General features: G+C 51.8%; 22 protein-coding genes. 9 read left to right on the top strand and 13 right to left on the bottom strand.

Annotated elements, in window-relative coordinates; translation table 11 throughout:
- Window positions 1-15: 15 nt before the first annotated feature.
- The 3 genes from P1U47_RS12800 to P1U47_RS12790 all read right to left on the bottom strand — a co-directional run bounded on the left by P1U47_RS12800 (window position 16) and on the right by P1U47_RS12790 (window position 5173).
- Window positions 16-1647, bottom strand: a complete 1632-nt coding sequence (locus P1U47_RS12800; protein ID WP_301029415.1) for an AMP-binding protein — start codon at window positions 1645-1647, stop codon at window positions 16-18.
- Window positions 1648-1713: 66 nt separating this feature from the next.
- Entirely contained in the window at window positions 1714-3870 is a 2157-nt protein-coding gene (locus P1U47_RS12795; protein ID WP_301029413.1) for a 3-hydroxyacyl-CoA dehydrogenase NAD-binding domain-containing protein, read from the bottom strand.
- Window positions 3871-3967: 97 nt separating this feature from the next.
- Entirely contained in the window at window positions 3968-5173 is a 1206-nt protein-coding gene (locus tag P1U47_RS12790; protein WP_301029412.1) for an acetyl-CoA C-acetyltransferase, read from the bottom strand.
- 163 nt (window positions 5174-5336) lie between these two features.
- Here P1U47_RS12790 and P1U47_RS12785 point away from each other — a divergent pair, with 163 nt between their 5' ends.
- From P1U47_RS12785 to P1U47_RS12775, 3 genes are all read left to right on the top strand, one after another.
- Entirely contained in the window at window positions 5337-6359 is a 1023-nt protein-coding gene (locus tag P1U47_RS12785) for an AraC family transcriptional regulator (RefSeq protein WP_301029411.1), read from the top strand.
- Window positions 6360-6614: 255 nt separating this feature from the next.
- Window positions 6615-8066: a coniferyl aldehyde dehydrogenase gene (locus tag P1U47_RS12780; RefSeq protein ID WP_301029410.1), complete on the top strand. Its 1452-nt coding sequence runs from the start codon at window positions 6615-6617 to the stop codon at window positions 8064-8066.
- A 39-nt stretch (window positions 8067-8105) separates the two neighbouring features.
- Window positions 8106-9266, top strand: coding sequence for an epoxide hydrolase family protein (locus P1U47_RS12775; RefSeq protein ID WP_301029409.1), 1161 nt, complete (start codon window positions 8106-8108; stop codon window positions 9264-9266).
- A gap of 179 nt (window positions 9267-9445) precedes the next feature.
- On the opposite strand, the gene P1U47_RS12770 is transcribed toward P1U47_RS12775, so the two are convergent.
- From P1U47_RS12770 to P1U47_RS12745, 6 genes are all read right to left on the bottom strand, one after another.
- On the bottom strand, window positions 9446-9721 hold the full coding sequence (locus P1U47_RS12770) for a DUF1971 domain-containing protein (RefSeq protein WP_301029408.1): 276 nt from the start codon (window positions 9719-9721) through the stop codon (window positions 9446-9448).
- A gap of 77 nt (window positions 9722-9798) precedes the next feature.
- A complete protein-coding gene (locus P1U47_RS12765) occupies window positions 9799-10149 on the bottom strand; it encodes a cupin domain-containing protein (protein ID WP_301029407.1) in 351 nt (116 codons plus the stop codon).
- A 193-nt stretch (window positions 10150-10342) separates the two neighbouring features.
- Window positions 10343-11182, bottom strand: a complete 840-nt coding sequence (locus tag P1U47_RS12760; protein WP_301029406.1) for an alpha/beta hydrolase — start codon at window positions 11180-11182, stop codon at window positions 10343-10345.
- A gap of 10 nt (window positions 11183-11192) precedes the next feature.
- Complete coding sequence (locus P1U47_RS12755; RefSeq protein WP_301029404.1) at window positions 11193-12752, bottom strand: wax ester/triacylglycerol synthase domain-containing protein; 1560 nt, start codon at window positions 12750-12752, stop codon at window positions 11193-11195.
- Window positions 12753-12785: 33 nt separating this feature from the next.
- Window positions 12786-14258: an HAD-IB family hydrolase gene (locus P1U47_RS12750; RefSeq protein ID WP_301029402.1), complete on the bottom strand. Its 1473-nt coding sequence runs from the start codon at window positions 14256-14258 to the stop codon at window positions 12786-12788.
- 571 nt (window positions 14259-14829) lie between these two features.
- Window positions 14830-15468 carry a TetR/AcrR family transcriptional regulator gene (locus tag P1U47_RS12745; protein ID WP_301029401.1) on the bottom strand — a complete coding sequence of 213 codons (639 nt, stop codon included), beginning with the start codon at window positions 15466-15468 and terminating at the stop codon, window positions 14830-14832.
- A gap of 552 nt (window positions 15469-16020) precedes the next feature.
- Here P1U47_RS12745 and P1U47_RS12740 point away from each other — a divergent pair.
- Window positions 16021-17421, top strand: a complete 1401-nt coding sequence (locus P1U47_RS12740; RefSeq protein WP_301029399.1) for an SDR family NAD(P)-dependent oxidoreductase — start codon at window positions 16021-16023, stop codon at window positions 17419-17421.
- Window positions 17422-17753: 332 nt separating this feature from the next.
- Here the strand turns inward: P1U47_RS12740 and P1U47_RS12735 are convergent, their stop codons facing one another.
- Window positions 17754-18455 (bottom strand): FKBP-type peptidyl-prolyl cis-trans isomerase, encoded by a 702-nt coding sequence (locus tag P1U47_RS12735; protein ID WP_301029398.1) that lies wholly within the window; start codon window positions 18453-18455, stop codon window positions 17754-17756.
- 206 nt (window positions 18456-18661) lie between these two features.
- Between P1U47_RS12735 and P1U47_RS12730 the strand changes: the two genes are divergently transcribed.
- On the top strand, window positions 18662-19351 hold the full coding sequence (locus tag P1U47_RS12730) for a hypothetical protein (RefSeq protein ID WP_301029397.1): 690 nt from the start codon (window positions 18662-18664) through the stop codon (window positions 19349-19351).
- On the opposite strand, the gene P1U47_RS12725 is transcribed toward P1U47_RS12730, so the two are convergent.
- Window positions 19348-19872, bottom strand: coding sequence for a TIGR02444 family protein (locus P1U47_RS12725; protein ID WP_301029395.1), 525 nt, complete (start codon window positions 19870-19872; stop codon window positions 19348-19350). The genes P1U47_RS12730 and P1U47_RS12725 overlap by 4 nt on opposite strands.
- A gap of 32 nt (window positions 19873-19904) precedes the next feature.
- Here P1U47_RS12725 and P1U47_RS12720 point away from each other — a divergent pair, with 32 nt between their 5' ends.
- The gene (locus tag P1U47_RS12720; protein WP_301029393.1) at window positions 19905-21788 is read left to right on the top strand and encodes an ATP-binding cassette domain-containing protein; all 1884 of its coding nucleotides are present in this window, start codon (window positions 19905-19907) and stop codon (window positions 21786-21788) included.
- Between the two features lie 314 nt (window positions 21789-22102).
- Here the strand turns inward: P1U47_RS12720 and P1U47_RS12715 are convergent, their stop codons facing one another.
- A complete protein-coding gene (locus P1U47_RS12715) occupies window positions 22103-22765 on the bottom strand; it encodes a glutathione S-transferase family protein (RefSeq protein WP_301029392.1) in 663 nt (220 codons plus the stop codon).
- Between the two features lie 211 nt (window positions 22766-22976).
- Here P1U47_RS12715 and P1U47_RS12710 point away from each other — a divergent pair, with 211 nt between their 5' ends.
- Entirely contained in the window at window positions 22977-23606 is a 630-nt protein-coding gene (locus tag P1U47_RS12710; protein WP_301029390.1) for a class I SAM-dependent methyltransferase, read from the top strand.
- A 24-nt stretch (window positions 23607-23630) separates the two neighbouring features.
- Here the strand turns inward: P1U47_RS12710 and P1U47_RS12705 are convergent, their stop codons facing one another.
- A complete protein-coding gene (locus P1U47_RS12705) occupies window positions 23631-24299 on the bottom strand; it encodes a 2OG-Fe(II) oxygenase (protein WP_301029389.1) in 669 nt (222 codons plus the stop codon).
- Window positions 24300-24507: 208 nt separating this feature from the next.
- On the opposite strand from P1U47_RS12705, the gene argA reads away from it, so the two are divergent.
- Both argA and P1U47_RS12695 read left to right on the top strand, forming a co-directional pair.
- On the top strand, window positions 24508-25818 hold the full coding sequence (gene argA, locus P1U47_RS12700) for an amino-acid N-acetyltransferase (RefSeq protein ID WP_301029388.1): 1311 nt from the start codon (window positions 24508-24510) through the stop codon (window positions 25816-25818).
- 1 nt (window position 25819) lies between these two features.
- The gene (locus P1U47_RS12695) at window positions 25820-26548 is read left to right on the top strand and encodes a 16S rRNA (uracil(1498)-N(3))-methyltransferase (protein WP_301029387.1); all 729 of its coding nucleotides are present in this window, start codon (window positions 25820-25822) and stop codon (window positions 26546-26548) included.
- The last annotated feature ends 117 nt before the right edge of the window (window positions 26549-26665 follow it).

Below are 26665 nucleotides of genomic sequence, written 5' to 3'. Positions count from 1 at the left end.
CTAGCTAGATCGAGCCTACATAAACACCACAGTGTCAGTATGCTTAGCTTCAATCTGATCTTTAAAATGCGCAATAATGCTTTTGCGCTTAAGCTTCAAGGTAGGTGTGAGCAGACCATTCATAATTGTCCACTCCGGTGTAATCACAACGTGATTGACCCGCTCATAAGCGGCTAGCTTGGCATTTATTTTCGCCAGCGAAGCGCTAAGGCTTGCAGTGAGCTCATCCGCAGACAAGCCTTTACCAAGCTCAGACAAGGTCGCCAATAACAGCGGCTGATCCAAACCATGACCACAAACGCAAACTTGCTCAAGCTCAACTAAAGAGCCGAAATCGTCTTCGAGTTTAATCGGCTGAATAAATTTGCCCTTGGTGGTTTTAAACACTTCGCTGATACGGCCGGTAATCCACAGATTGCCGTTTTCGTCGAGCTTGCCAGTATCGCCGGTGTGATACCAGCCATCGATAAGCGCTTCGGCAGTTTTTTCTGGGCTTTTGTAATAGCCAACCATCAAGCCATTACTTTTAAAGCATACTTCTTCATCGTCGGTAATTTTTATTTCAACGCCAGTTAAAGGCACCCCGACACAACCGGCTTGGGGCCGCTCGTCAGACAGCCAAAAAGTACCGTCACAGAAATTTTCGGTCATGGAATACCCTTCGCGCAGTACCACGCCAAGATTGATAAACCAATTTTGCACATCGCGTGGGCAAGGTGCTGAACCCGTTAAGACCATACGCGCTTGATTTAAACCCAGCTGTTTTCTGATCTGCTCCTTTTCAGCTTCGCCAAACCCTGCCTGCGCTTCTGGCGGAATCTTCGCGTCAATAGCAGCTTTAAATTTTACCCACAGGCGCGGCACAGAGAAGAAGAAAGTTGGCTCAACATCGCGCAATTCGGCGGCAAAGGTTTCTAGCCCCTCAGAGAAAGACACCACGCCATTACAGTACAGTGCATTCATTTCAACAATGGCGCGCTCAGCAGCGTGAGACAGTGGCAAATAAGACATGAAGCGCTCGCGCTCTTTACCCAAACCCACATTCCAATCTTTGTGCATACGCGGTAAAACCCGTCCTGGCGTGCCGTGCACATGCATTACACCCTTCGGATTACCAGTGGTGCCCGAGGTGTAAAGTATTGTCATTAGCGCTTCAGTGTCTGGCACTGGTGACTCAGCCATCGGCGGGTGAGCAGCCACAATAGCGTCTAGATTTGCTTCCGTTTCACAGCTACAGCCGTGTATCGCCACGCGCTTCATACCCGCGGGCAAAACCTCATCTGCTTGGCCGGCAATATCAAACTGGCCCAGGAAAATCATCTGACTTTCGCTGTGCTCTAAAATATAACGTGAAGACGGTGCATCCTGACCTGGGTACAAAGGCACGCTAACGTGACCACTCAGCATAATTGCAAAATCTACAACTACCCAGTCGGCACAGTTTTTTGCAAATACCGCGATACGGCTGCCGGGCTCATAGCCTTGCGCAGAAATATAGCTCGCTAAGCGACGCGCGCGATCAGCTACCTGCCCCCAAGTAAATTCGGTCCACTGCAAGTCTTTAGGCTGACGCAGAAACACTTGCTCTGCAGCCACCGACTCCCAGTGGTAAAACATTTCCAATGGTGTCTTTATCGTATTACTCATCGCTCATACTCCGGCAAATCTTTATTGTTGAATATCCCGGGCTGACTGCCCGGGATAGCATCCGCCTTACTGGAACAGCTCACCAGCAGCGGCCTTATCAATCACAATAGCTGGCGGCGCAAAACGCTTACCGTATTTAGCTTCTAACTCGCGGCAGCGATCTACAAAACGCTGCACGCCATAGGTATTAATAAACTGCAGATAGCCGCCTGTCCACGCCGGTGCACCGATCCCCATAATCGAGCCAATATTGCCGTCGGCTACGGTGCGTAATACACCGGTTTCTAGGCATACCAAACTCTCAATCACTGGACGGAACAGCAGACGATCACGAATATCTTGATCATTTACCTCGCCATCAACCTCGGCATTAAAATACATTTCCCGTAAACCAGGCCAAATATGCTTGCCGGCTTCAGTGTATTCGTAATAACCGCCGCCATGAACCCGACCTCCGCGCTTATGCTCGGTTAACAGGCAGCGCATCAGCGCAGTTCCCTGTGGCGTCGGATCATCTTCAGCTTTGCTCAAGCCCATACTGATTTGAGCATCAATAATATCTAAAGACAACTTTTGGCTAACTTCATCTTGCAGCGCTAAGGGGCCAACTGGCCAACCCACTGATTTACCTACCGACTCCACGCGCACTGCATTAATACCTTCGGCAATTAACTGAGCCGCTTCTTGTATTGGCGTACCAATAGTTCGAGAAGTATAGAAACCAGGTGAATCGTTAACTACGATGGGAGTCTTTTTCAGCTGGCGAGCCAGATCGAAGGCCTTAGCAAGGGTTTCTTCGCTGGTTTCTGCACCGCAGATAATTTCCACTAACGGCATTCTGTCTACCGGCGAGAAGAAATGCATTCCAATAAAATTGCTAGGGTTTGAGCTGGCGCCAGACAAAGACGTAATTGGCAGCGTAGATGTATTAGATGCCCACACGCCGCCCTCTGCCAAGCAGGACTCCGTCGATTTGGTCAGCGAGTGCTTGAGTTCGACGTTTTCAAAAACGGCTTCAATAATAAAATCGCAGCCCTGCAAATCGTCATTGCTAATACTTGGTTTGATGCGCGCCAATACATCTTGGGCGGCAGCCTCAGTCATCCGACCTTTTTGAATCAGCTTAGCCAGACCTTTTTCAGAATAAGCCTTGGCTTTTTCTGCAGACTCCATGGTTACGTCTTTAATAACAACGCTAATGCCGACCATAGCCGCCGACATGGCAATACCTTGGCCCATCATACCGCCACCCAGTATACCTAGGCGCGAGACGGTGCTTTGCTCAAACCCTTTGGGTCGGCTTTGGCCGCCAGCCACCTGATTCATTTGGAAGAAGAAGGCGTTAATCATGTTCTTCGCTTCTGGCGTGGTTACCAGCTGAGCAAACTGCCGGCTCTCGATACGCAGCGCGGTATCGAGATCTACGCGCAGGGTTTCGACCATAATATCCAGTATCATTTCTGGCGCAGGTAACAAGCCCCGCGTCTTTTTACGCAGACCAGCGGCATAAAATACGATTGCCTGGCGAATACTTGGCTGCTCTTCGCCGCCACCTGGTATTTTAAAGCCGCGCACATCCCAAGGCTGAACAGCTGCTAACTCATTGCCGCGCTGCTCAAGAATCCACGCCTTAGCGCGGGGCAGCAAGGCTTCTTGGTCCGCCACCGTTTCGTGAATCAAGCCGGCCGCAACCGCGGGCGCCGCGCCCAATTTTTTACCTTCAATCAAAAACGGAAAGGCTTTTTCAAAACCCAGCAATGTAGTCAGGCGCACTACGCCGCCGCCGCCTGGCAACAGACCCAAGCCCACTTCCGGCAGCCCAACCATAACCGCCTTGGAATCCACAGCTATGCGGTAGTTACAGGCCAAACACAATTCTAAACCGCCACCCAGCGCCGCGCCATTAATGGCGGCAACAACCGGAACCGGCAGTTTTTCTATGCCGCGAAATAATGCCTTAATCTCTTCGGTGCGCACAAATACACCATGCTCTTCACCGGGCTGGGCCGCGACCAAGTCGTTGAGATCACCGCCAGCAACAAAAGTTTTCTTAGCAGAAGTAATAACCACCCCCGCCAAATCTGCCTCGCCCGCTAATTTCTCGAGCGAGCTGCGCAAACCGTCGATAAACTCATCGTTAATCGCGTTTACACTGCCGCGCATATCCATAGTGACGGTTACGATATTGTCGCTGTCTTTTTCATAGAGAAATGATGTTGTCATTGTGCTTTCCTGAATTTTGTCTGCTGTTCGTCAGAGCGGCACCGCCGCGAAATTGCCTTGTGCGATGCCGAGATTACTGCCGTCTGCTACTCGCGGTTTACACCCGCTCGATGATAGTGGCGATACCCATACCGCCGCCCACACACAGGGCGACCAAGCCGCGCTTTAAATTGCGGCGCTCAAGTTCATCTAGAACGGTGCCAACTAACATACCGCCGGTGGCGCCTAGTGGATGTCCCATAGCAATTGAGCCACCGTTAACATTGGTAATGCTGTCGTCAATGCCAAGATCGTCCATAAAGCGCAACGCGACAGAAGCGAAGGCCTCGTTGATCTCCCAAAGGTCGATATCTTTAACGTTTAAACCGGCTTTTTTCAGGCATTTCAATGCTGCGGGGCCTGGGCCAGTGAGCATGATAACGGGATCTGTTGAGGTAACTGCGGTGGCGACAATACGGCCACGGGGTACCAGTCCCAACTCTTTTCCAATTGCCTCGCTGCCAATAAGTACCGCGCTGGCACCGTCAACAATACCGGAGGAATTTGCTGCGGTGTGTACGTGATTGATCTGCTCAACCGAGGTGTATTTAGACAATGCCATATCATCCATACCAGCACTGCCCATCGCTGCAAATGAGGGCCGCAGGGTGCCGAGGGACTCAAGGGTACTATCGGGCTTAATAAAATCGTCTTGGCCCAGAATCACCGCACCACTGGCATCACGTACTGGCACGACTGATTTAAAATAACCATTGTCTCTCGCAAAGGCCGCGCGCTGCTGCGACTGCACTGCAAAACTGTCGACGGCGGTACGATCCCAGCCGGCCAGAGTAGCGATCAAATCAGCGCCGACGCCTTGGGGAACAGAGCGCTGCCCAAAAATAAACTCGGGATCAGAAAACATCACCCCGCCATTGCTGCCCATTTGCACGCGCGACATCGACTCAACGCCACCAGCAACAATCAAGTCGTCCCAACCCGAGGCAATTTTTTGCGCTGCGGTGTTAACGGCCTCTAAGCCAGAGGCGCAAAAACGGTCTAACTGCACCCCAGCAACCGTTTCATCCCAGCCCGCAAATTGGGCGGCGGCCTTGGCTATATTGCTGCCTTGCTGAGCAATTGGGGTTACGCAGCCTAGCAACACATCGTCAACCCGGCTGGTATCAAGGTCGTTGCGCTGCTGGATTTCTTTCAGCAAGCCGGCGATCAACGCCACAGGCTTCACTTCGTTAAGTGTACCGCCCGTCTTACCTTTACTACGGGGACTACGAATGGCTTCATATATAAATGCAGCTGTGCTCACGGCGTACCTCGGATTTACATTATAGAGATTCAAATTCTGGCCAAAACTGACTTAGCCTAGGTTCGGGGCCACAGTGTGAAAGATTGGACTGACCGAGACAATGACCAAAAAATGACACAAAAATTAACATTTGAATGCAAGTCGTCAGCTATAATCACGCTATATGGATAATTTCGACTCGCTCAGTATCTCAATGGCCACCGTGGGCCGCAGCCTGTCTGGCGCGACAAACAAAGGGCTGAACATTCCCGCATTGCTGCGCAAATGCGGTATAGATGCTCGGCTATTAGAATCGCCACAAACCCGTATCCCCATCCAAAAATTCATTAAGCTATGCCGCCTCAGCAGTGACCGCCTCAATGATGAACAGTATGGATTGCTCGCCAAACCCCAGCGCTTAGGTACCTACCGAGCGATATGCGTTAACGTAGTACATGCCAAAACCCTTGGCGACGCGCTGCTGCGCTACATTGAATTTAGCAACCTCTTCGAAAACAGCTTGGCCTACCAGCTCAATGTGCAGGGCCGCCGCTGCGAATTACAAATTCGCCGCCGCGACAATATGCCAGTGCTAAACGATTTTGCCATAGACACCGCACTCATGGTGGTACACCGCTTTAGTAACTGGTTAATAAATGAGCGCATTGCCTTGCAAGGGGTGCGTATTGACTATCCCAGCCCCGCTTTTCATGAACACCACTACCTATTTTACGGTTCCCCCGTTTTAACAAGCCAAGCCTATAGCGCCCTTGAGTTTGACAGCGCCTACCTAGAGCGACCCATTGTGCAAAACGAAGCCAAGCTCGCGGGCTACCTAAAAGAAGCCCCAGCAAACTTGTATTTGCCTTTGAGTGAAAGCGGCCAGTTCTCGTTACAAGTACGCCATATTCTTAGCGAAATGCCCGACCACCTCACCGCCAAAACAGCGCTGCGCGACACTAGCGCAGCGCTGGGCTTTAGCCCCGACACCCTGCGCCGCCGTTTAAAGCAGGAGGGCACCAGCTTTCAATCCATACGCAGCACCATGCGCCGCGAACTCGCCATTCACTATCTGGCCAGTAGTAGCGACAGCATCGAAAAAATTGCCTACAAAACCGGTTATACCGAGCCCGGCGCCTTTATTCGCGCCTTTAAAAACTGGACCGGCGCCACCCCACTGCAATTTCGCAAGCAGCTCGAGCGCTAGCCGCATTTCTGTTCGGCGGCCCTACTGGCCGTTATTGACTTAGAAGTCACTAAGTGCCACCATCAAAAGATAAGTCCGCGGAAACCCAGACCAGTAGCGTCACAAGCACGCCGCTGCAGCCTTGGTTTCACGCTAATTTGCGGGAATATCCCGTCAAAATAACAGCTTAAAACACCCAATTCCGCGGTTTTTCCACACCTAGCGTAAGGACATAATCGCAGCCATAACCACACCCTCAGATCAGAGGTTTATACTATGAACAGCGTTGCCCCCCTAGCCGAAAACCCCGTTTCAGACTTTCAAAGTATAAAAGAAGCCGTTGATCTTCAGCGCGCCAGTTTTCTTGCCGAAGGCTACCCGAGCGCCAAAACGCGGATCGACCGCCTAGATCGCTTAATCGCCATGCTGCGCACCAATAAGCAGAAGCTGGCCGCCACCCTAAAAGCCGATTACAGCGCGCGCTCCCACTTCGACAGCGTGGTTTTTGACATACTAGTACCCATCGAAAGCCTTAAATACTGCCGCAAAAATACCGCCAAATGGATGAAGCCAGAAAAGCGCGGCGCTAAATTCCCGCTGAATGTACTGGGTGCCGACGCCCATGTTTTTTATCAGCCACTGGGCGTGGTCGGTATTGTTGCACCGTGGAATTTCCCAATTCAGCTCACGTTTTCACCGCTTGGCAACGCTATTGCAGCGGGGAATCGCGCCATCATAAAGCCCTCTGAGCTAACTCCGGCTACCTCAGAATTATTGGCAGAATTATTCGCAGAGTCTTTTAGCCCCGAAGAAATTACCGTGGTCAACGGCGGCCCCGAAGTTGCCTCGGCGTTTACCTCGCAAGCTTTTGACCACCTCGTGTTCACCGGCGCCCCCTCGGTGGCCAAACACGTAATGCGCGCCGCCGCCGAAAACCTCGTTCCTTTAACATTAGAACTAGGCGGCAAATGCCCCGTTATTATTGGCGAGGGCGCCGACTTAAAAGCTGCGGTTGAACGCATCTTCACCTTTAAGACCATGAACGCGGGGCAAATTTGCTTGGCCCCCGACTACACCTTTGTTAAAAAAGAAGTGCTGCCCGAGTTTATTCGCCTCGCTAAAAACTTTGTGTCCGACAATTTTGGCCATCTTGCCAACAACGACGACTACGGCTCGATCATCAACGCCCGCCATCGCGCCCGTATTGCCTCTTACATTCAAGAGGCAATGAGCAAAGGCTTTGAAACTATTCCGCTGTCTGACGACATTGGCTTAGACGCACTGCACGACCACCACAAGCTGGCACCAACCTTGGTTATCGACCCCAGCGACGATTGCAAAATTATGACCGACGAAATTTTTGGCCCCGCCATGCCAATCAAAACCTACTCCGACATCTCTACCGTCGTTGGCCACATCAATGCCGGCGAGCGGCCCTTGGCGTTGTATTACTTTGGCAAATCCCCATCCGAAATAAATTTGCTAAAGCACAACACCACCTCCGGCGGCATGGTCGTAAACGATATTGCCGCCCACGTTTTACAAGACACCATGCCCCTCGGCGGTGTTGGTCACAGCGGCATGGGTTCTTATCACGGCTTTGACGGTTTCCGTCAATTAAGCCACGGCAAAGGCTATTACAAGCAAGGATTACTCAGCTTAACGCCATTCTTCAAGGCGCCACACACCGACAAAATGCTGGCCTTGCTTGAAAAGATGATGGGCTAAACCTGACGCTGCTTTGGCATTAATAAGGAAATTTACTCGATGAACATTGAACGCTTTGTTATAGATATTAATAAAAGTCAGCTCGACGATTTACAGAGGCGCTTAGACAGCGCTCGCTTTTGCGACGACTTTAGCAATGACAACTGGGAATACGGCACCAATGCCGCTTATTTAAAAGAGCTAGTCGACTACTGGCGCACAGATTACAACTGGCGCGAACACGAAGCGACCATGAACCAGTTTGAGCATTTTCGCGCCGACATCGACGGCATGCCCATTCACTTTCTGCACAAGAAAGGCGTTGGCCCCTCGCCCACCCCGCTGCTCTTAAGCCACGGCTGGCCCTGGACCTTTTGGGATTACCAAAAACTCATTGGCCCACTAACCGACCCCGCCGCTTATGGCGGCGACCCCGCCGACGCCTTTGACGTGGTGATTCCCTCACTGCCCGGCTACGGCTTTTCAACGCCACTGACCACCGCCGGTATTAACTTCAGCAGCGCCGCCGATATATTTGTAAAGTTAATGACGGGGCTGGGCTACGACAAATTTGCCGCCCACGGCCACGACTGGGGCGCGATTATCACCGCCCAGCTCGGTCACAAATACGCCGACCGCCTAATTGGCGCCCACTTCACCACCATGCTACCGCTAGACACCTTCAGTGGTGGCGTTGTTGAAGAGCGCTTCTTTACTGCCGCAGACCAAAGCATTGCCGAAAAAAACGCGATGTTTTTTGCCGACGGCGGCGGTTACTTCGCCCTGCAAACAACCCGCCCGCAAACCCTTGCTAACGCACTAAACGACTCGCCAGTTGGCCTGTGCTCGTGGATTATAGAAAAGCGTCGCGACTGGAGTGACTGCGGCGGCAACGTAGAGAGCCGCTTTTCAAAAGACGATCTCATTACCACGGTCATGCTGTATTGGCTTACTCAAAGCTTTGGCACCTCGGCGCGCTTTTACTACGAAGCCGTGCACCGCCCCTGGACGCCGTCCCACGACCGCAGCCCAGTGGTAGAAACCCCCGTCGGCTTAGCCATCTTCCCAGAGGAAGTGCTCGGCCAACCCAAAGCGTGGATAGAGCACTACTATAATTTGCAGCACTACTCAGAAATGCCAAGCGGCGGCCACTTTGCCGCAATGGAAGAACCCGAGCAGCTCACCCAAGATATCCGCAAATTCTTTGCTAGCTTGCGCTGAATTATAGCGGCTTCGCGTTAATCTAAAGCCCCTTTCAGAACCTAAAACCGTAACTGTTTTAGGTTCTTTTTTTGCACACTCAAGACTTGCTTACATTCCCAAAAAGTTCAGAACAAACCTCTTGGAGAAAGTCCAATTATTGCAGCGAACAATATGCATAGCGCTCGTTAAAAAGTGCCCTACTTGCAAAATTCGACGTAGAATCTTACCTTGCCTAGAGGCTTAACTGAGTGGAGTACTTTCGGCTCAACCACACCAAATATATTTTCATCAAGAACAACAACTTCACTCTCAGGCTCATTTATGGTGTATTGCAACTTGCCATCAAGAACCACAATCTTGCCCCAGACAGACTCTTTAGTGCTGTGATCATTGAGCAAGCCGCTAGGAATGGTGTCTTCATTGAATTCAGAAGTTCTTTTATAAGCCACTACATTTTCCGGAAGATGTTTCATATGATTTACCTTCAAACTCTTACAACTGGGGAAATTAGGACCGCGAAGCGCAGAGAATCCCCCCTTGTTTGTAATTATTAAGTATTTACTCTATCGCCGTGACTCATTGGCTCTGAGACGAATAAGAACTCTAGATCAACACTGCCACTATTTTTTAACTGATGCGCTTCTTTTGCAGCAATATGAATTCCATGGCCCCTACCAACGTTGTAGGTAATGCCTGATATTTCAATTTGAGCAGTGCCAGACAGCACATAGAAGAATTGCTGAGAATTATTGTGAAAGTGACGACACTCTGATTCTCTAAGTGGAACTCTCTCCTGAATTACACTCAATAAGTCAGAGTTCAATAAGTACCAACCATCGGAGCCATTCTCCCACTTATAATGCTCGGCATTGTTCCCGCTGATAGCACTGATTGCAGTCATGCCGGACTTGATCCGGCATCTGGTGGGGTAACCGTGAGCCATTTCAGTGGTACTGGATTCTGAATCAAATTCAGAATGACAAAGGTAGCCTTCACAATACCGGTATATCGGGGAATGACATTTACAGGGTGCCAAAAACAAAAAATGCACAGTGAGAGTCGCCTCGCACTATGCATTTTAGAGTCGCTACAACTTACGCTGCGGGATAGCGCTCGCCTACCCAAGCGACAATATCGCTGACCACTTGCTGTCGATCTTCTGGCAGTTCATTGAGTATTTCGTGATAGAAATCAGGGTAAATCTTGAGGGCTTTGTCTATTGAACTTACGCCCTCAAACAATATTTCGCTGGACGAGGCAGGCACCAATTTATCGTCGCTGCCGTGCATTATAAATATTGGCAAACTGATATTGGAAAATTGCGCCGGTAATTTGGTGACTTTATTTACCAGCTCAGAAATAGTTTTTAAAGGAACTCGCGACGTAAGGTTTAAAGGGTCGTCTGAATAATCTTTAACCACGCCTGGGTCGCGACTCACCAAGTTGGGGGCAACACTAAACGACGGCAGGTTGGGAACAAAGGTACTCACAATGCCACAAAATAATTGTATCGGCGTATTGATGGCGTCTACCGACAAGGCCGCACCAGACAATAGTAATGCCGATAGTTTTTCTTGGTGCTGCAAGGTGTAGGCCACCGAGATTGCGCCGCCCATGCTATGCCCAAACAGCAGCAGTGGCAGTTTGTGCTCTTCGGTCACTTTATCAACCAGCTGATCTAAATCGTCTATACAATATTGTAAGCGATTGATCGCGCCGCGATGGCCATAAGACTGGCCGTGGCCGCGATGGTCGATTGCGTAAACGGTGATATTTTTAGCCACCAGCGCGTTCGCCAATTCGGCGTAACGACCACCGTGTTCGCCTAGGCCGTGGGCAATAATCATGACCGCCACAGGATTTTCTGCGTGCCAACACTGCCAGAAAATTTTAACGCCGTCGCAGCCGCTAAACTTGCCATTACTTTGCTTCATAGTTACTCCCTTAATTTGCGGCGTACTGCCGAATAATGTCGTTAAATTCGGCAGTGACGCTATCAAGCAGGAGCTGTGGCTCGATGATGGCCGCCGGATCAATATTTAAAGCAATGCAGGCGTTGTCACCGTGCGTAATCATGGCGTACATCACCGCGCAGCCAGGCCGTGGTGGCAGAGCGTAGTGCGCCAAAACCTTGGTGCCGGCCAAGTACGCGGTGTCGCGCATACCGGGGATATTACTGGCTTGGGCATCCATGCGACTCGTTACCAATGACATGAGCGCCGCCACAACGGAACTTGGCATAGCCAATAGGCCTGGCATTATCTGGTTAAAAAAGTCGATTGCCGGCTCTTTGCGCACTCGGCTAACAAACTCACTCACTTCTTTTAGTTGGGCTGCCAAATCGCTGTGTACTGGGGCGCGGTAACTTACTCCGCTAAATTTGTTGCCGCCCGCTGAGTCACCGGGCTTGCGCACACTTACGGGAAAAGACAATGGCACTGCTTCGAGTGTCATATCGTAGGCTTCGTGGTAACGACGAAAGCCGCCAATAATCCCTGCCAGATAAACATCATTAAACGACACGCCAGCAGCTTTAGCGGCGGCCTTTAAGGGCGCAAAGGGCACGTCTAGTAACTCAAACCGAGTTGCCAAGCTGCGCTTGCGAAACAGCGGCGAACCACCGCCACTTTGCGCCTGGGTTAAGGCGATAAGAGAGCGGCTATAATTTAAGGCGATACGCGAAAATTCGGTATTACCACTGCGCAGCCACGCCATACTCTGCCGGCCCAAGGCCGACACGCCACCAGAAAAATGTTTGGCGTCGCCAATTACCCGCGCCGCAAAATTCCGCGACCAAGGTGTGCCTGCGGTCTGCCATTTTGCGTCTGCATGAAAATGCTCATTAGGGTCGCGGGCCAGAAAACTGTTAAATAATTGTATTAAGCCACTGCCGTCGGTCAGGCTATGGTGAATTTTCATTGCAAAGGCGCTGCGCTGTTCTGCACAGCCTTCAATCAATACGACTTCCCATGGTGGCCGGCTACGATCGCAGGGCGTGGTGGCGAAGGTTTCTAAAAAATCCATTAGCTCCCGATAACCGCCAGGCGCTGGCAGCGACACGCGGCGCACATGGTAGTGCAGGCTGAAGGTATCGTCGTTTACCCAGCACGGTAGCTGGCCGGGAATACCGGTTTCAAACACCTTTTGCCGCAAACGCGGCACCGAGCTCACCATCCAGGTCATGGTATCTAAAAAGCGCTGCCAATCTGGGCAGCCGTCCAGCATATGCACCGAGGTGCCGGTGGAGCGGGTTTTTGGCAACACTTCCATACGCCACATAATGGCTTCGGCGGCAGACATGACTTTATCACCGCCCCAACTGCGCAAGACCTGCAAGCGCTCAGGGCTGCAGGCCTCGGCTTGCTGGGGAGCTGCATTAACAGCGGCAACTTTATTTACACGCGCTTTAGCGACTCTGCGCGGCTTTGGCGCTGGCTTTGGTTTTGAGTCTGGGGCGGCAGCCGGAACTTCGTCCGCCGTGACCGGCTTTTGCACTTCTTGCATAAGAACATCCTGCTCTGTGTTTATTTGCTGCGCTTAATTTACCAAGCTGCTGTCGTTCATTGTTTTGGTCTCGGTAGGCCAATCTGCCAAGGTATCTACAAACAATTGGCGCACGGCGGCAATATTGTCATCTAAATTTGCAGGGTCCCACTGGCTCACATCGATTGGGTCTAGCACGCAAATATCCACCGTGCCAGCGCGCATCGTTGCATCTTCGCGCCACATTAATTCGCCAGCATTGCGTATTACCACCGGCACAATAGGCACGCCCGCTTGCATCGCAATATGAAAAGCGCCTTTTTTGAAGCGCCCAACCTTGGGTGTGTAAGAGCGCGTACCCTCTGGCGCAATGGCCACCGACAAGCCGCGCTTCAGGCGGTCTACTGCGGGTTGCAGTGCATCAATCGCTTTTTTGGAGTTGCTGCGATCAAGGAAGGACATTTCAGCCATGCGTAAAAAGGGACCAATCACCGGGACATTTTCGGCTTCTTTTTTAACAACACCGGTAAGTTCGCGGCGAATAATATTGTAGAAAATAAAGAAATCGAGTTTGCTCTGGTGATTCAAAATAAACACTGCGGGACGCACCCGCCACAGATTGTGCTCATTGAGAATATTCACTTTTATACCGGCCAGTGCCAAGCCCAACTCACTGCCAATGGTGCCAACCATATCGGCTGCGCGGCGCGGTTCTTTGTAAAAGCGGTTATACGCCATGCCGGCTAGCATTGTTGCGGTCATTGCCGAATACGCGCCCACGGTTCCGGCAAACGCTTTAAACGGTGCGCGCTTGCGAGGATCGAAAGTTAATACCGGCCAAGCTTCGGCGCTCGCTTTGAGCAGCAGCTCTTTCTGGGGGTTAACTGCGGTGGCTAAACCAACGGTAGATAAGAAGTCGATATCTTCATCGCCATTGGCGTAGCCGTAACTTTTGCTCAGGCTAATTTTTTGTGTTTTGGCAAAACGGCGAACCGCGGCCGCTTTGTTTTTACCCCACAGCGGCTCGCCGTGTAGTTTGCCGTTAACAATGCCGCGCTTAATTTCTAGCTCGGTGGCCAGAATATGCTCTATACCGTATTCGGTCGCCAAGGGTTCTATTTGGTAGCGGGTTGCCGACGAGGCAATGGCCACGGTGTGACCTGCGCGCATATGAGCCTGCACCAGACTATAGGCTTCGTGAAACATGTGTCGTGCAATGCGTTCAATAAATAATTTTTGCCACAGCGCCCTAACCTCTTCCTCGCTATTACCTGCCCACTCGGCGATTAAATCTTTAAACAACAGCGTGAACTCTGCCTCGTTGGCAATTCCCTTAAATGGGGCCGTCACTCCAGTAACAAGTTCTTTAACACTAATTGTGCGATTGCGAATACGCTCTTTGAAATACTCAGCAACCGAATAGCCGTCAATCAAGGTGCCGTCAAAATCAAAAAAAGCGCCTATGCTTGGCCCCTGTGGTCCGGCCTTAATTTTCGCTATTGCGTCGGTGGTATTAAATACATCCATTTACTAACTCCAATGCACCGGCGTGGCGCTCTCTATTAAGAATAACTCTACATTTATTAGTGCTATCACGGCAGAGCCCTTGATACGCAAGCAGATACATTTAAAAAATTCGGTTGCCAATAGCTTTTCAGCTGCGTACAGCGCTCACCCCCTAGCAAATAGGGTCGAAAAACAAGGTATTCTGCACCAAGCCAAAGTCTGGCATTCAGTAAATCACGATTCCAAGTAAGTTTGAGCACATACACAAACAATAATGTCAAAAACGCGAGAGGCTTTGTATCTTATGTTGTAGCACAAACTGATGACCAACTAATGTGTACTTGGCAATCCTTGGCGCCGAACCTTCGCCAGCTTGAGCGCTGTTCGCGCCTGCACACTAGCTCTAAACATGGGGCTAGGTAGCCCAATGGCTTCGCTGCTGATCGCGGCCACATTTATTTGCCGAGCCCCAAGGAATCTTGATATCAACTATTGACCATTAAGTCAATATAATTCCCTAGGCAAGCGGTCTCGGTAGGCCTATTGGGCCACACAGTCCAGTTCGCGAACAGAATAAGGGGAGGCGAAGGCGTTATTCTTCCGGCGCCAAATAGCTCATAACGAGCGAGTGCACGGTATTTTGCACGGTGCGTTTAGAATTGCCGGAATAACGCATATGGGCGACGGTGTGCGCCATACCCATAATAACCCGCGCGGCGTCACTGGCATTAATTTCTGTCGAGATGGAGTTATCTTGGCGACCTTCCAAAAGCAGTTTGCGCAGACCGGATACCGCTTCTTTATAAAAATCGAGGTACATATCCCAAATAAAGCCCCGCGTAAAACCTGACCACTCCAGCCATATCCGCACGTAATGGCTGTTCTCATCGATCAAAATCTGAAAGGCGAGCAGCAAATCTTCAATGCGTTCATAAGCCGGTGCCGCTTTATCTAAACGCACAATAATCATTTGATCGAGAAAATAGCGGTGGATTTCGGTCAGCACTGATCTTTGTAGCATGTCTATCGACGGAAAATAATGAAATACCGTTGGAATAGACACCCCCACTGCAGCGGAAATATCCGCGTGATTAGCATTGGCCAATCCCCGCTCGGCAAACATCTGAATGCCACAGTGCAATATTTGCTCGTGGCGCAACTCCGGCGACATTCTCCGGGCACGGGTTTTCGGTTCGCTACTACTTACCGGTTTAACACCCTGCTTTTTCAATTCGCATCTCCATCTATAACTCAAATACCCTCACTAAGGGCAGAACTCATTTAGCACCCGTTACGTAGATAGGCGCGACCTAGTATATCGTAGTTTCACATCGTGGTTTGCCCTTAAAAGCGGCCGCTAGCGCACTACCGGCCGCTTTTGAGCAACAGAGAATTACTACCAAGATAATCACTGGCACCACCCCTGCGTACTTACAGATACTATAAACGCGGCGCTTCAACAGGAGAGACGGCGATGCTTAATAGCAAGGATGACGCTATAACCACCAGTAACGATCGATTTAATATCCACCTCGCGCTGCTGCTTGGCGCGATGGCCATTTTGATCCTTTTTATACCCGATATGGGCTAAACCCTTGCCCACACATTAGCTAAAGTGGCAAACCGCGCACTTTAGTAAGTAAGCCACCTCACAAAGACGGCGGCCGGTAAAGCTCAAGCCCGCTTTTGCATTAGACCACCTTAATCTACCACCCCCGCACGGCTTGATCGGAGTTGTTGTTGCCAGCGTATAAGCTAAGGCACACCTCACTGGTCAGGCCCGATGATTCAAACCCTAGAAGAACACATTACCGTAAAGCGGCCTATCGCCGATTGCTTTGCCTACTTGCGGGACTTCGCCACGATCGAACAGTGGGATCCGGCGGTATTGCGCGCCCGTAAGCTAAGCCCTGGCTCGGCAGAAATTGGTAGTGAATACCAACTAGTACTAAAACTGCCCAGCGGCCAATCCACCGTTATGCTCTACACCCAAATCGATATAGACGAGCAGCGGCAACTGGTATTGCGCGGCGTAGGGCGTAATTTTTCAGCACTAGACACCCTAAACTTTAAAGCCTTAGACCCGTACACTACCGAAATTCACTATTGCGCCGAGCTCCACCTCGACTGGCTGCCATCGCCCTTTGCGTGGTTCATTAGCCCCCTGCTAAAACGTATCGGTAAAAATGCCATTTGCGGCTTGCAGAACGCCTTAGAAATCCCCGCGGCTCCCGCCGCGCTAGGTTTTAAAGATGCCATTGCCGACCGGCTTATACTGCCCGCCGCGCTCAATTTCGGTCGTCGCGGCTATTTGACCCAAGCCAGAAAATCCCACTCAACACGCGCAGATGGCAAAGTGATTGCAATCACCGGTCCCACGGCTGGTCTAGGCCTTAGCGCGGCCTGCGAGCTCGCCCGCCTCGGCGCCAGCTTAATTCTCATTGGCAGAGATAAAGCCCGCCTAGACCAAGCGGCCAAGACCATTCAAGACTTTAGCGGCTGTACCAGCAACGCCCTTCACATCTACAACACAGACTTATCTAAACTTAAAAATACCGCGACCACCGCCAAGCAAATTAGCGCAAATTACCCCCGCATCGACGTGTTAATTAACAATGCTGGCGCACTGTTTGCCGAGCGCCAAATCACCGAGGAAGGCATTGAACGCAGCTTAGCCCTAAATTTTCTTGCTCCGCTATTACTTACCAAGGCACTAAGCCCGAGCTTCACCCAACATAGCAGAGTGGTTAATGTGGTCTCCGGCGGGCTTTATTTGCAGGGTTTGGCACTCGATGATCTCCAGTACTGCAAACCCCCTTTCGATGGCAGTAAAGCCTATGCGCGCGCCAAGCGCGCACTATTAACAATGAGCCAGCACAGCGAAGGCCAGCTCGCGAACATTCATACCATGCACCCAGGCTGGGCAGCCACACCCGGCGTTGCTAAATCTTTACCTGCCTTCAACAAGGCCATGCACCGTTATCTTCGCGACAGCCGAATGGGAGCAGACACCATGGTTTGGCTAGCCACCGCACCAGAAGTAGAGCACGCCCCTTCTGGCCAGCTCTGGTTCGATCGCAGAATCCATACCGACGCAGTACTACCAAATACCACAAGTTCGGCGCAAGACAGGCAAAAACTACGGGATTGGAGCGAGCAGATACTGTCTAAGCTTATGTTTTAATTTCAAATTGTTAGCCCATAACACGCTGCAGCAGGCCAAACTCAACAGCGAGCGCTGCACACTGTTTGCGATATTTCCTACACAACAAGGGGTTAATTGCCGATTTCCCTGCTTAGCGAAGCGAGTACACTTAACAGCGTCAAGGATGACACCGGTGCATACAGGGATGTACTGCACCACATATACCGGCTCTAGGGCCGGTTTTTGTTTTTATAGTGTTCACATTTCTACTGTTCAAGCCCACCGCAAAAGCCGATTTCAGTCAACAGTACAATATACAAGCGTAAAAAAGCCCCAACGTGCGGGGCTTTTTGGCAAACTACCTTAGCAGCTTATTCGGCGCCAACAATCTTGATCAGCTCAACATCAAATACCAATGCGGCATTTGGGCCAATCATTTCACCCGCACCACCCGCGCCGTAGGCAAGGGCTGGCGGTATAAACAATTTCCATTTAGAACCAACTGGCATCAACTGCAATGCCTCGGTCCAGCCGGGAATAACGCCGCCAACAGGAAAACTCACGGTTTCACCACGCTGGTACGAACTGTCAAACACAGTGCCATCCAGCAAAGTGCCGTGATAATGCACTTCTACCGTGTCGTCAGCCGTCGGTTTGTCGCCTTTGCCTTCAACCAATACTTGATACTGCAAACCGCTGTCGGTGGTAGTTACACCCTCAACGCTGGCGTTTTTAGCAAAAAAGGCCTCTGCTTCTGCCTTGTTTTTACCGCCTGCGGCTTGAGCCTCTTCTTGACGTAGCGCCAGCTGCTTCTGCTGGTAGGCTTGCAGGGTACTCATAATGTCTTCTTCAGACATCTGCATTTCGCCACCGGCAAGTGCGTCACGCACCCCAGCACTGAAGGAATTAACGTCTAGGGGCAGGTCATCGCCAAAACGAGCACCGATATTCGCGCCGATGCCATAGCTCACCTTGCCGATCTCGGTATCTAAATTAGCTTTTGACGATGCATCGTCATTACAAGCCGTAAGCAGACCACTCAATACCACCGCACATACCAGTGTCTTTTTCATGTAACTACCTTAATTTTATGGATAAAAAAACCGTCGTGGATTCGACATGTGTTATCAGACCTCAGTCTGCCACAAGCGTTCCAACAGGCCCAGAGCCATTATCAATAAATACCTTGAGCTGCGCCAACACTTCAGTGATAGATTCTCTGTGACAAGTTTGTATAATGTAAATTGATGTTTTTTTAACCATTTACAGGGTTAAACTCATGACTAGTAGCAATAATAACAAGGGCAAATCAACTATCAGCCCACTGGCAACATTGCACCACTTGCAATCCGAGCTATTCACGCTCAGGGAAAAGCAGATTAACGTCTTAGAAAAAGCGATCATTGTCCTCGAAAAAGAAGAAAACATGCAAAAAGCACAGCTCGACAAAGCGCGTGTGCAACTCAAACTCTACCAAGATCGCCTTAAGGATCCCAAAAATGCCAAGCCAAGCGCACAGGGCCGCATTAAAACCAGCGTAACAAGCCTGCAGCGCAATATTGAGAGCGATCAGGCCAGCTTAGCGTTGTTACGGGGTAAAATTATTGAGCAGCGGCTACTGTTACGCAAAGAAAGAGCCGTATTGAAAGCCATGCTCGACACCGATAAGTCGCTCGGCAAACCACTAAGCAAGCCCAGCGCCAACAAAGCCAAGCCAGCAGTTAAAGAGCCTGCCGCAGCCCGACCAAAACCGGCAGAAAAGCCAGCAGCCAAGACCGCCGTCAAAACTGAAGCAAGCAATACCGCCGCTAACATCGAGACACCAGCCGCGCTTGCCGACACGGCCCCGCCATCAAAAGACGCTATCGACCTGCCCCGCCCCAAGCGCCGCGTGCGCCGCATGAGCGACATTCCCAGCCATCCAGACAAACAAACAGATCGCCTAGCCAGCTTATTTGACGACTTCTAATTAACCGCTGCGGCCATCGCCGCAGCCAACTCCGCGAGATCCGTCGTTAAGCTAACCCGCTCCCTGCCCGTGTACACACGGGCATAAGCCTGCAGATTGAGCTCATACTCGTTTGCATCATCTGGCTGGGCACTGCTGGGCATAACACTGAGCAGGTGAGCAATTGCGTCAATTTGCAAGCGCTCGGCAGCCAACTCTGCGGTTTTCAATGCTTGGTATAGGGCCTTGCGCTTTGGCCCAGTTGCATTGGTACGCAGGGCACGCAGGGGCAACACATAGTTTTCGCGCAGCTCCGCCGACTCGGCCACCAGTTCATCGACCTGCGCATTGCTCCAGCAGCGCTGGGCACAGGCCCAATATCCGGCCGCCAACAGCAAGTTTACATCTAGCTCGTAACGATCTTGCAAGTGTAAACACTGGGCTTGAATCGCCGGTTGCGAGTACACTGCCAGCGCATAATCCCACAGCGAGTAGTCACGTATGGCTTCTCGGGGACGATCATCAACAAATTTTTCATCCATTAGCGATACTCACGCTATAATCGCGGCCCATCATGATAGAACTCCTAAATCTCAGCTTACAACGCGGCGGCAAGCCATTATTAGAGGCAGTCGACCTGCGGGTCAATCCCGGCGAACATATTGCGCTGGTCGGCGCCAATGGCAGCGGCAAATCTAGCCTATTTCAATTGCTGTGCGGCAAACTCATTCCCGACAGCGGCGAGCTGCGCCTGCCCAGCAGCTGGCAAATTGCCCAGATGCGGCAAGAAGTCGACGCTAGTAATCAACCCGCCATAGAGTATGTTATAGACGGTCATCACCGTTTTCGCGACATTGAAGCGGCAATCGCCAACAGCCGCGACGACCATCAGCTCGCAGAACTTCACGGCGAACTCGATCTAATTAATGCCTACCAGATACGCAGCGACGCCGAGCGCCTGCTCACCGGTCTTGGCTTTAAGCTCGACGAGCTCGAAAAGTCGGTAAATGACTTCTCCGGCGGCTGGCGCATTCGCCTTAACCTAGCCCAAGCGCTGATGTGTCCCTCAGACCTAATGCTGCTGGACGAACCCACCAACCATTTGGATCTCGACGCCAGCCTGTGGCTGGAGCAGTGGCTGCACCGCTACGAAGGCACTCTGCTGCTTATCTCCCACGACCGCGACTTTATCGACGCCTGCTGCGACCACGTTGTGCATCTTGAGCGCGAAACACTGACCCGCTATCGCGGCAACTACTCTGCCTTTGAACGCCAGCGCGGCGAGCGCATGGCGCAACAACAGCAAGCCTTTGAAAAACAACAAGTGGTGCGCGCCCACATGGAAGACTTTGTGCGCCGTTTCCGCGCCAAAGCCACCAAAGCCAAACAGGCGCAGAGCCGGCTTAAAGCCCTAGAGCGCATGGCCGAAATTGCACCGGCTCATATCGACTCGCCGTTTCGCTTTAAGTTTTATGAGCCGTCGCAGTTCTCTGACCCACTGCTAAGCCTGTCGCAGGCTGACCTTGGCTACAACAGCGCGATTGTAAAAAAACTGAACCTGAGTATTCACCCCAATACCCGGCTGGGCCTGCTCGGCGCCAATGGCGCGGGTAAATCAACCCTCATGAAAACCTTGGCGGGCAGCCTGCAACCCCTGCACGGCCAGCGCCAGCAGGGCGAACACCTGTATATGGGCTATTTCAACCAGCATCAGCTAGAATCTTTGGACTTAAGCGCCAGCCCCATACTCCAGTTGCAGCGCCTGCGCCCGACAGCCCGCGAACAGGAAATTCGCAATTTCATCGGTGGCTTCAATTTTCACGGCAGCCACGCCGAACAGAGTTGCGAAAACTTCTCTGGCGGTGAAAAAGCCCGTCTGGCGCTGGCACTCATTGTTTGGCAGAAACCAAACCTGTTACTACTCGATGAGCCCACTAACCACCTTGATTTAGAAATGTGTCACGCCCTCACCACGGCGTTGCAAAATTTTGAAGGCGCGGTGATTTTGGTGTCCCACGACCGTCATCTGCTGCGCAACACGGTAGATGAATTTTTGCTGGTCGACAGCGGCAAAGCCGAACCCTTTGACGGCAGCTTAGAAGACTACCGCCACTGGCTGCTCAATCGCGATAAAAGTGCGCCGGCAAGCGCCACCGACCCCAGCGCGCCCTTAATCGACAAAAAGCAGGCCCGCCAAGACGCCGCCGCGCGCCGCGCGCAGCTCGCGCCGCTAACCTCAAAAATCAAAAAACTAGAGCAAACCATGCACAAGCTTGGTGAGCAAATGGCGGCCATTGAACAACAGCTTGCCGATGTCACACTTTACGATGACGCGAATAAAAATAAGCTTAAGCAGATACTGGCCGAGCAAGGCCAGCTCAGCGCAAAAAATGACGACATCGAAGAGCAGTGGCTGGCACTACAGGAAGAACTAGAGCTATTGGAAGCTGGGGCATAGGCCCTAGCTTACCTCGCGACGCCTCACACCCCTTAGCTCTGAACCAGTCTACGACCGCCCCACCAGATACCGGCTCGGGGGCCGGTATGACGTATTTTTATGGCCGGTACGACGTATTTTTTACGGCCGGTATGACGGTGTATTGGTCCGGCATATCTGCACAATGCTGTCATTCTGAACTTGATTCAGAATCCATTACCACTGAACCAGTTCACAACCACCCCACCAGATATCGGCTCGGAGGCCGGTATGACGTATTTTTTACGGCCGGTATGACGGTGTATTGGGTCCGGCATATCTACGTAAAGAGTCGTCTACTTAGCCTTTACCGCTTGTAAAAACGCGGCCATGCCTTCTTGGTTGGCTTTGTCTAATTGCTTGGAAATGTCCATTGCGGCCATGTGTTTACTCCATTCAGCAAGGCCTGGCACCTCACTGAGTAGATCCCATTGATACACTTTTTGAGCACACAGGCCTCCCGTAATTAAGGCATAGCGCACCACAATATCGGCCATTGTCAGCTCATCGCCAACTAAATACTTGCTGTTTGGCAGGTGAACTAACGCGGCCAGTGCCTTGCAGCCTTTTTGAAGGGTTTCGCGGGAGTCGGCCTTAATATCGTCGCTCACTACTTTGCCAGCCAAGACCTCTGGAAATAAGCGGCGCGCTGGTAACTCAATATACAGTTCTGCCACTTTCATAATTTCATTTACTTTAGCGCGCTGAAAAGCATCCGCAGGCAAGAGCGGCTTTGCTGGGTAAGTTGTTTCTAAATAATTAAGAATAACGCTGGTTTCTGCTAAGCAGCCTTGCTCGGTTTCAATACACGGCACTTTACCCATCGGGCTTTTAATATTGAACGCCGGATCCATACCCGGAAAGGTGGTGACCTCGTCAAAATCGAGGCCTTTATGCAATAGGGCGTGCTTCACCATATTGAAATAATTACTCACTGCAAATCCGTATAATTTGAGCATAACAGCACCCTCGGCTATTCAATTATTGTGTTTAAATTATTACCGCCACCAGCAACATACACCATTGCCATGTTAATCGCAGTATTGCCAAGGGAACAAGATGCTAAGTTGCTCGGTGGGTTGATGTTGGCTAAGCTTCGCTTCCGTCACCGTGCTGCCACACCATATTTGGCCTGACAATAAATTCCCTAAAAGCCACGCAGAGTAGACCATGAGCATTGCACTCCCTATTACAAGCCCTTTGGATATGAGCAACATCAAAGGCTTTTTGGCCGACGACGAAGCCCAGGCGCTGTATGACTACGCGCTGAGTGTTGCCGAGCGTGGCCCGGTGCTAGAGGTGGGCAGTTACTGCGGTAAATCCACCATTTATTTGGCCCTCGCCTGCCAACAAAAGCAGGGCGTGGTGTATGCGGTGGATCACCATATTGGCTCCGAAGAACATCAAGTTGGCGAGATGTTTCACGACCCCGAACTGTACGATGCCAGCGAAGCCCGCTTCGACACCTTCAAAGAGTTTCGCCGCAATATTCGTCGCGCCGGATTGGAAGACACCGTGGTGCCGCTAGTTGCCACCTCAGAAGTCAGCGCCCGCCACTGGCAAACGCCGCTAGCAATGGTCTTTATAGACGGCGGCCACAGCCTCGACGCTGCGCTTTGCGACTACCGCTGCTGGGCAACACATATCATTAAAGGAGGGATATTGGCGGTTCACGATTTATTCCCCGCGCCAGAAGAAGGCGGCCAAGCGCCTTATGCCATTTACAAGCTGGCGTTGGCATCTGGCCTGTTTGAAGAGATTGCACGGGTAAATACCTTGGGTTTGCTGCGCCGCCTTTAAGGCAGATAGAAGCAAAGGTGCCGCCTAACGGGGCGGATCAATATGCGCGCCTAGCGTCGCATTAACCCGAAACCACCCGGCAATGCTGTAACGCAGGCGGCTGGCCGCGGTCACTTCGTGGGGAAAGCGATCACTGAGAAACACCACCAAACTGCCCATGAGCGGCGCTATTTTACTTATTGGCTCCACGCTCGGCTGCAGGGTATCGCTATACATCAATAACTGACCGCCATCGGCCAAAGCCCAGCCTGGGTTTAAGTAAAACACCGTGGACAAAACGCGGTTAGTGCGGCCCTTAAACGCATCAACATGCTTTTTGTAAAAAGCGCCCTCGGTATAGCGCGAGAAATGCGCCTCGTAATCAAATAAGCCCATAAACAAGCGGCGATTTAGCCCCCGCCGCAATTGTTCCATCCACGCCAAGTAACTGGCCTCGACGGGGTCTTGCTGGCTCAGCCAGCGAATCTCGTCTTTGCGCACAAAGGGGTTAAGCTGAAACTCGTCAGCGCGGCCCACCCCCGCCGCCTGAAAGACCTCATCTTCAAAGGAGGCTATGCGCAAGAACAGTGCCTCGGCAATGCTCGGCGGCAGCGCTAGAGGCAAGACCACATAGCCAGTTTCGACTAAGGCATCGGCGATTTGATCAAAAATCAGTTCGGCGTCTGGCGCCGCTACGAGTAATTCCGCCGCCACTGTTTGCTCCCCAAAAAAGCGCCTTTGTAGCGCCAAACACGCCACTGTGTCATCAATTAAATTCAAGCGCAGCCTATTATTTCTGGCCTTAACAACCAAACGCCGCCGCAGTGAATTCAGCCAACTGCATGGCGAGTGTAAAAATGCCTTGTAAGCCTATGACATTCCAAAGAAAATAAAGCCACCAGCCATAACACACGGCACTGCCATGTCTGCACAAACCGATTACGTAAAATGGTTCCGCAACTCTGCGCCCTACATCAATGCCCATCGCGGTAAAACCTTTGTATTGATGTTTGGCGGCGAAGCCGTGGCCCACCCCAATTTTGCCAATATTGTGCACGACATCGCCCTGCTCAACAGTCTTGGCGTGCGCCTAATTTTGATTCATGGCGCCCGCCCGCAAATCGAGCAGCGCGTTAAAGACGCGGGCATTGAAAGCCGCTATCACAATGATTTGCGCGTCACCGACGACATTGAGCTGCGCTGCGTCACCGACGCCGCCGGCACCTTGCGCGCCCATATTGAAGCCCTGCTGTCGATGGGGGTGGCCAACTCACCCATGCACGGCGCAGCCATTCGCGTGTGCTCGGGCAACTACGTTACCGCCCGTCCTATTGGCGTGGTTGATGGCGTCGATTTACGGCACACCGGCATGGTCCGCAAAGTAGACGCCGCCGCGCTGCAGCAGCAATTAAATAATCAGCACATTGTGATTCTGTCGCCCATTGGCTATTCCCCGACTGGCGAGGTTTTCAACCTTACCGCCGAGGACGTAGCCGTGCACACCGCCGCCGCGCTCAAGGCCGACAAATTAATTTTATTCACCTGCGATGCTGGTTTGCTCGATAGCGACGGCCAATTAATTCACCAGTGTGAGTATCGCGACGTTGACAGCGAGCTGGCCAAACAACCCCTACTAAAACACGACAGCATTGTGCAGGCGGTGGTCGAGGCCGGCGATATTGGTATCAATCGCTGCCATATGGTGTCCTTCCAGCAAGACGGCGCCCTGCTGCGGGAATTATTCACCCGCGACGGCGCCGGCACCTTGATTACCCAAGAGCATTACGAGCAGTTTATGACTGCCGATATCGACGACGTCGGTGGCCTGCTTGCGATCATCGAGCCGCTAGAGGCCAAGGGCGTACTTTTAAAACGCTCGCGGGAATTGCTAGAAAACGAAATAAACCATTTCAAAATTCTGGTCCGCGACGGCATGGTGGTCGCCTGCGCGGCGCTCTACCCCTACCCCGAACAACGCAGCGGCGAAATTGCCTGCGTTGCCACTCACCCCGATTACCGGGGCGCCGACCGCGCCGAGCGTTTGTTAGCACTGCTCGAAAAAGAAGCCCGCCATCAGGGTTTAGATTCAGTGTTTGTGCTTACCACCCAAACCGCCCACTGGTTTCAGGAGCAGGGCTATGTGGAGTGTAAAATCGACGATCTGCCGCCTGCTAAAAAGCAGCTCTACAATTTTCAGCGCAACTCCAAAGCCTTTATCAAGGTGTTAAATTAAGATGCGAGTGCCACGCGTTTATGTAGATCAGCCCTTGTCTGGCGGCGAGCTTAGCCTAGACGAGCGCGCCGCCCACTATATTGGCCAAGTACTGCGGATGCGCGCCGGACGGGAGTTGCTGCTGTTTAATGGCGACGGCCATGCCTATGCGGCGACCATTACCGAGGCCTCCAAGCGCAGCGTAAGCTGTCAGGTCGATAGCACGCCACTAAAAACCATGCCAATTTCTCCGCTAAAAATAGAGCTGGGCATTGGTATTTCCAAGGGCGACCGCTTCGATTGGGTTATTCAAAAAGCCACCGAGCTGGGCGTTACCGCCATAACGCCACTGTTTACCGAGCGGGTAGACGTAAAGCTCAGCGGTGAGCGGCTAGAGAAAAAACAGCGCCACTGGCAGCAAATTATGATCAGCGCCTGCGAGCAGTGCGGCCGCAATGATTTGGTCACTATCAATACTGCCCAGCCCCTCGCGCAGTGGTGCAATGACTTGAGCGCGCCAGTAAAACTGGTACTGTGCCCTGCCGTAGCAGGCACTATTACCGCTGATCACGCCACCGACGTGGCGCTGTTGGTCGGCCCCGAAGGCGGCCTGAGCGACAGTGAAATAGCAGATTGTTTACGGCAGGATTTCGCTGCGCTACAACTGGGGCCGCGAGTTTTACGCACCGAAACCGCGCCTATAGCCGCCATTAGTATCTTGCAATACCGCTGGGGCGATATGGGCGCCTAGGCCATTTAAATACATAATCTACGCCAGCCCTTAAACCGGAGAGGCCGTCATTTTGAACGCCCTACCTCGTCATTCTGAACGCCCTACTTCGTCATTCTGAACTTGATTCAGAATCTG

The organism is Zhongshania sp. (genome assembly GCF_029212375.1).
Lineage (GTDB): Bacteria > Pseudomonadota > Gammaproteobacteria > Pseudomonadales > Spongiibacteraceae > Spongiibacter.
This window is presented reverse-complemented; position numbering and strand designations above follow the sequence as displayed.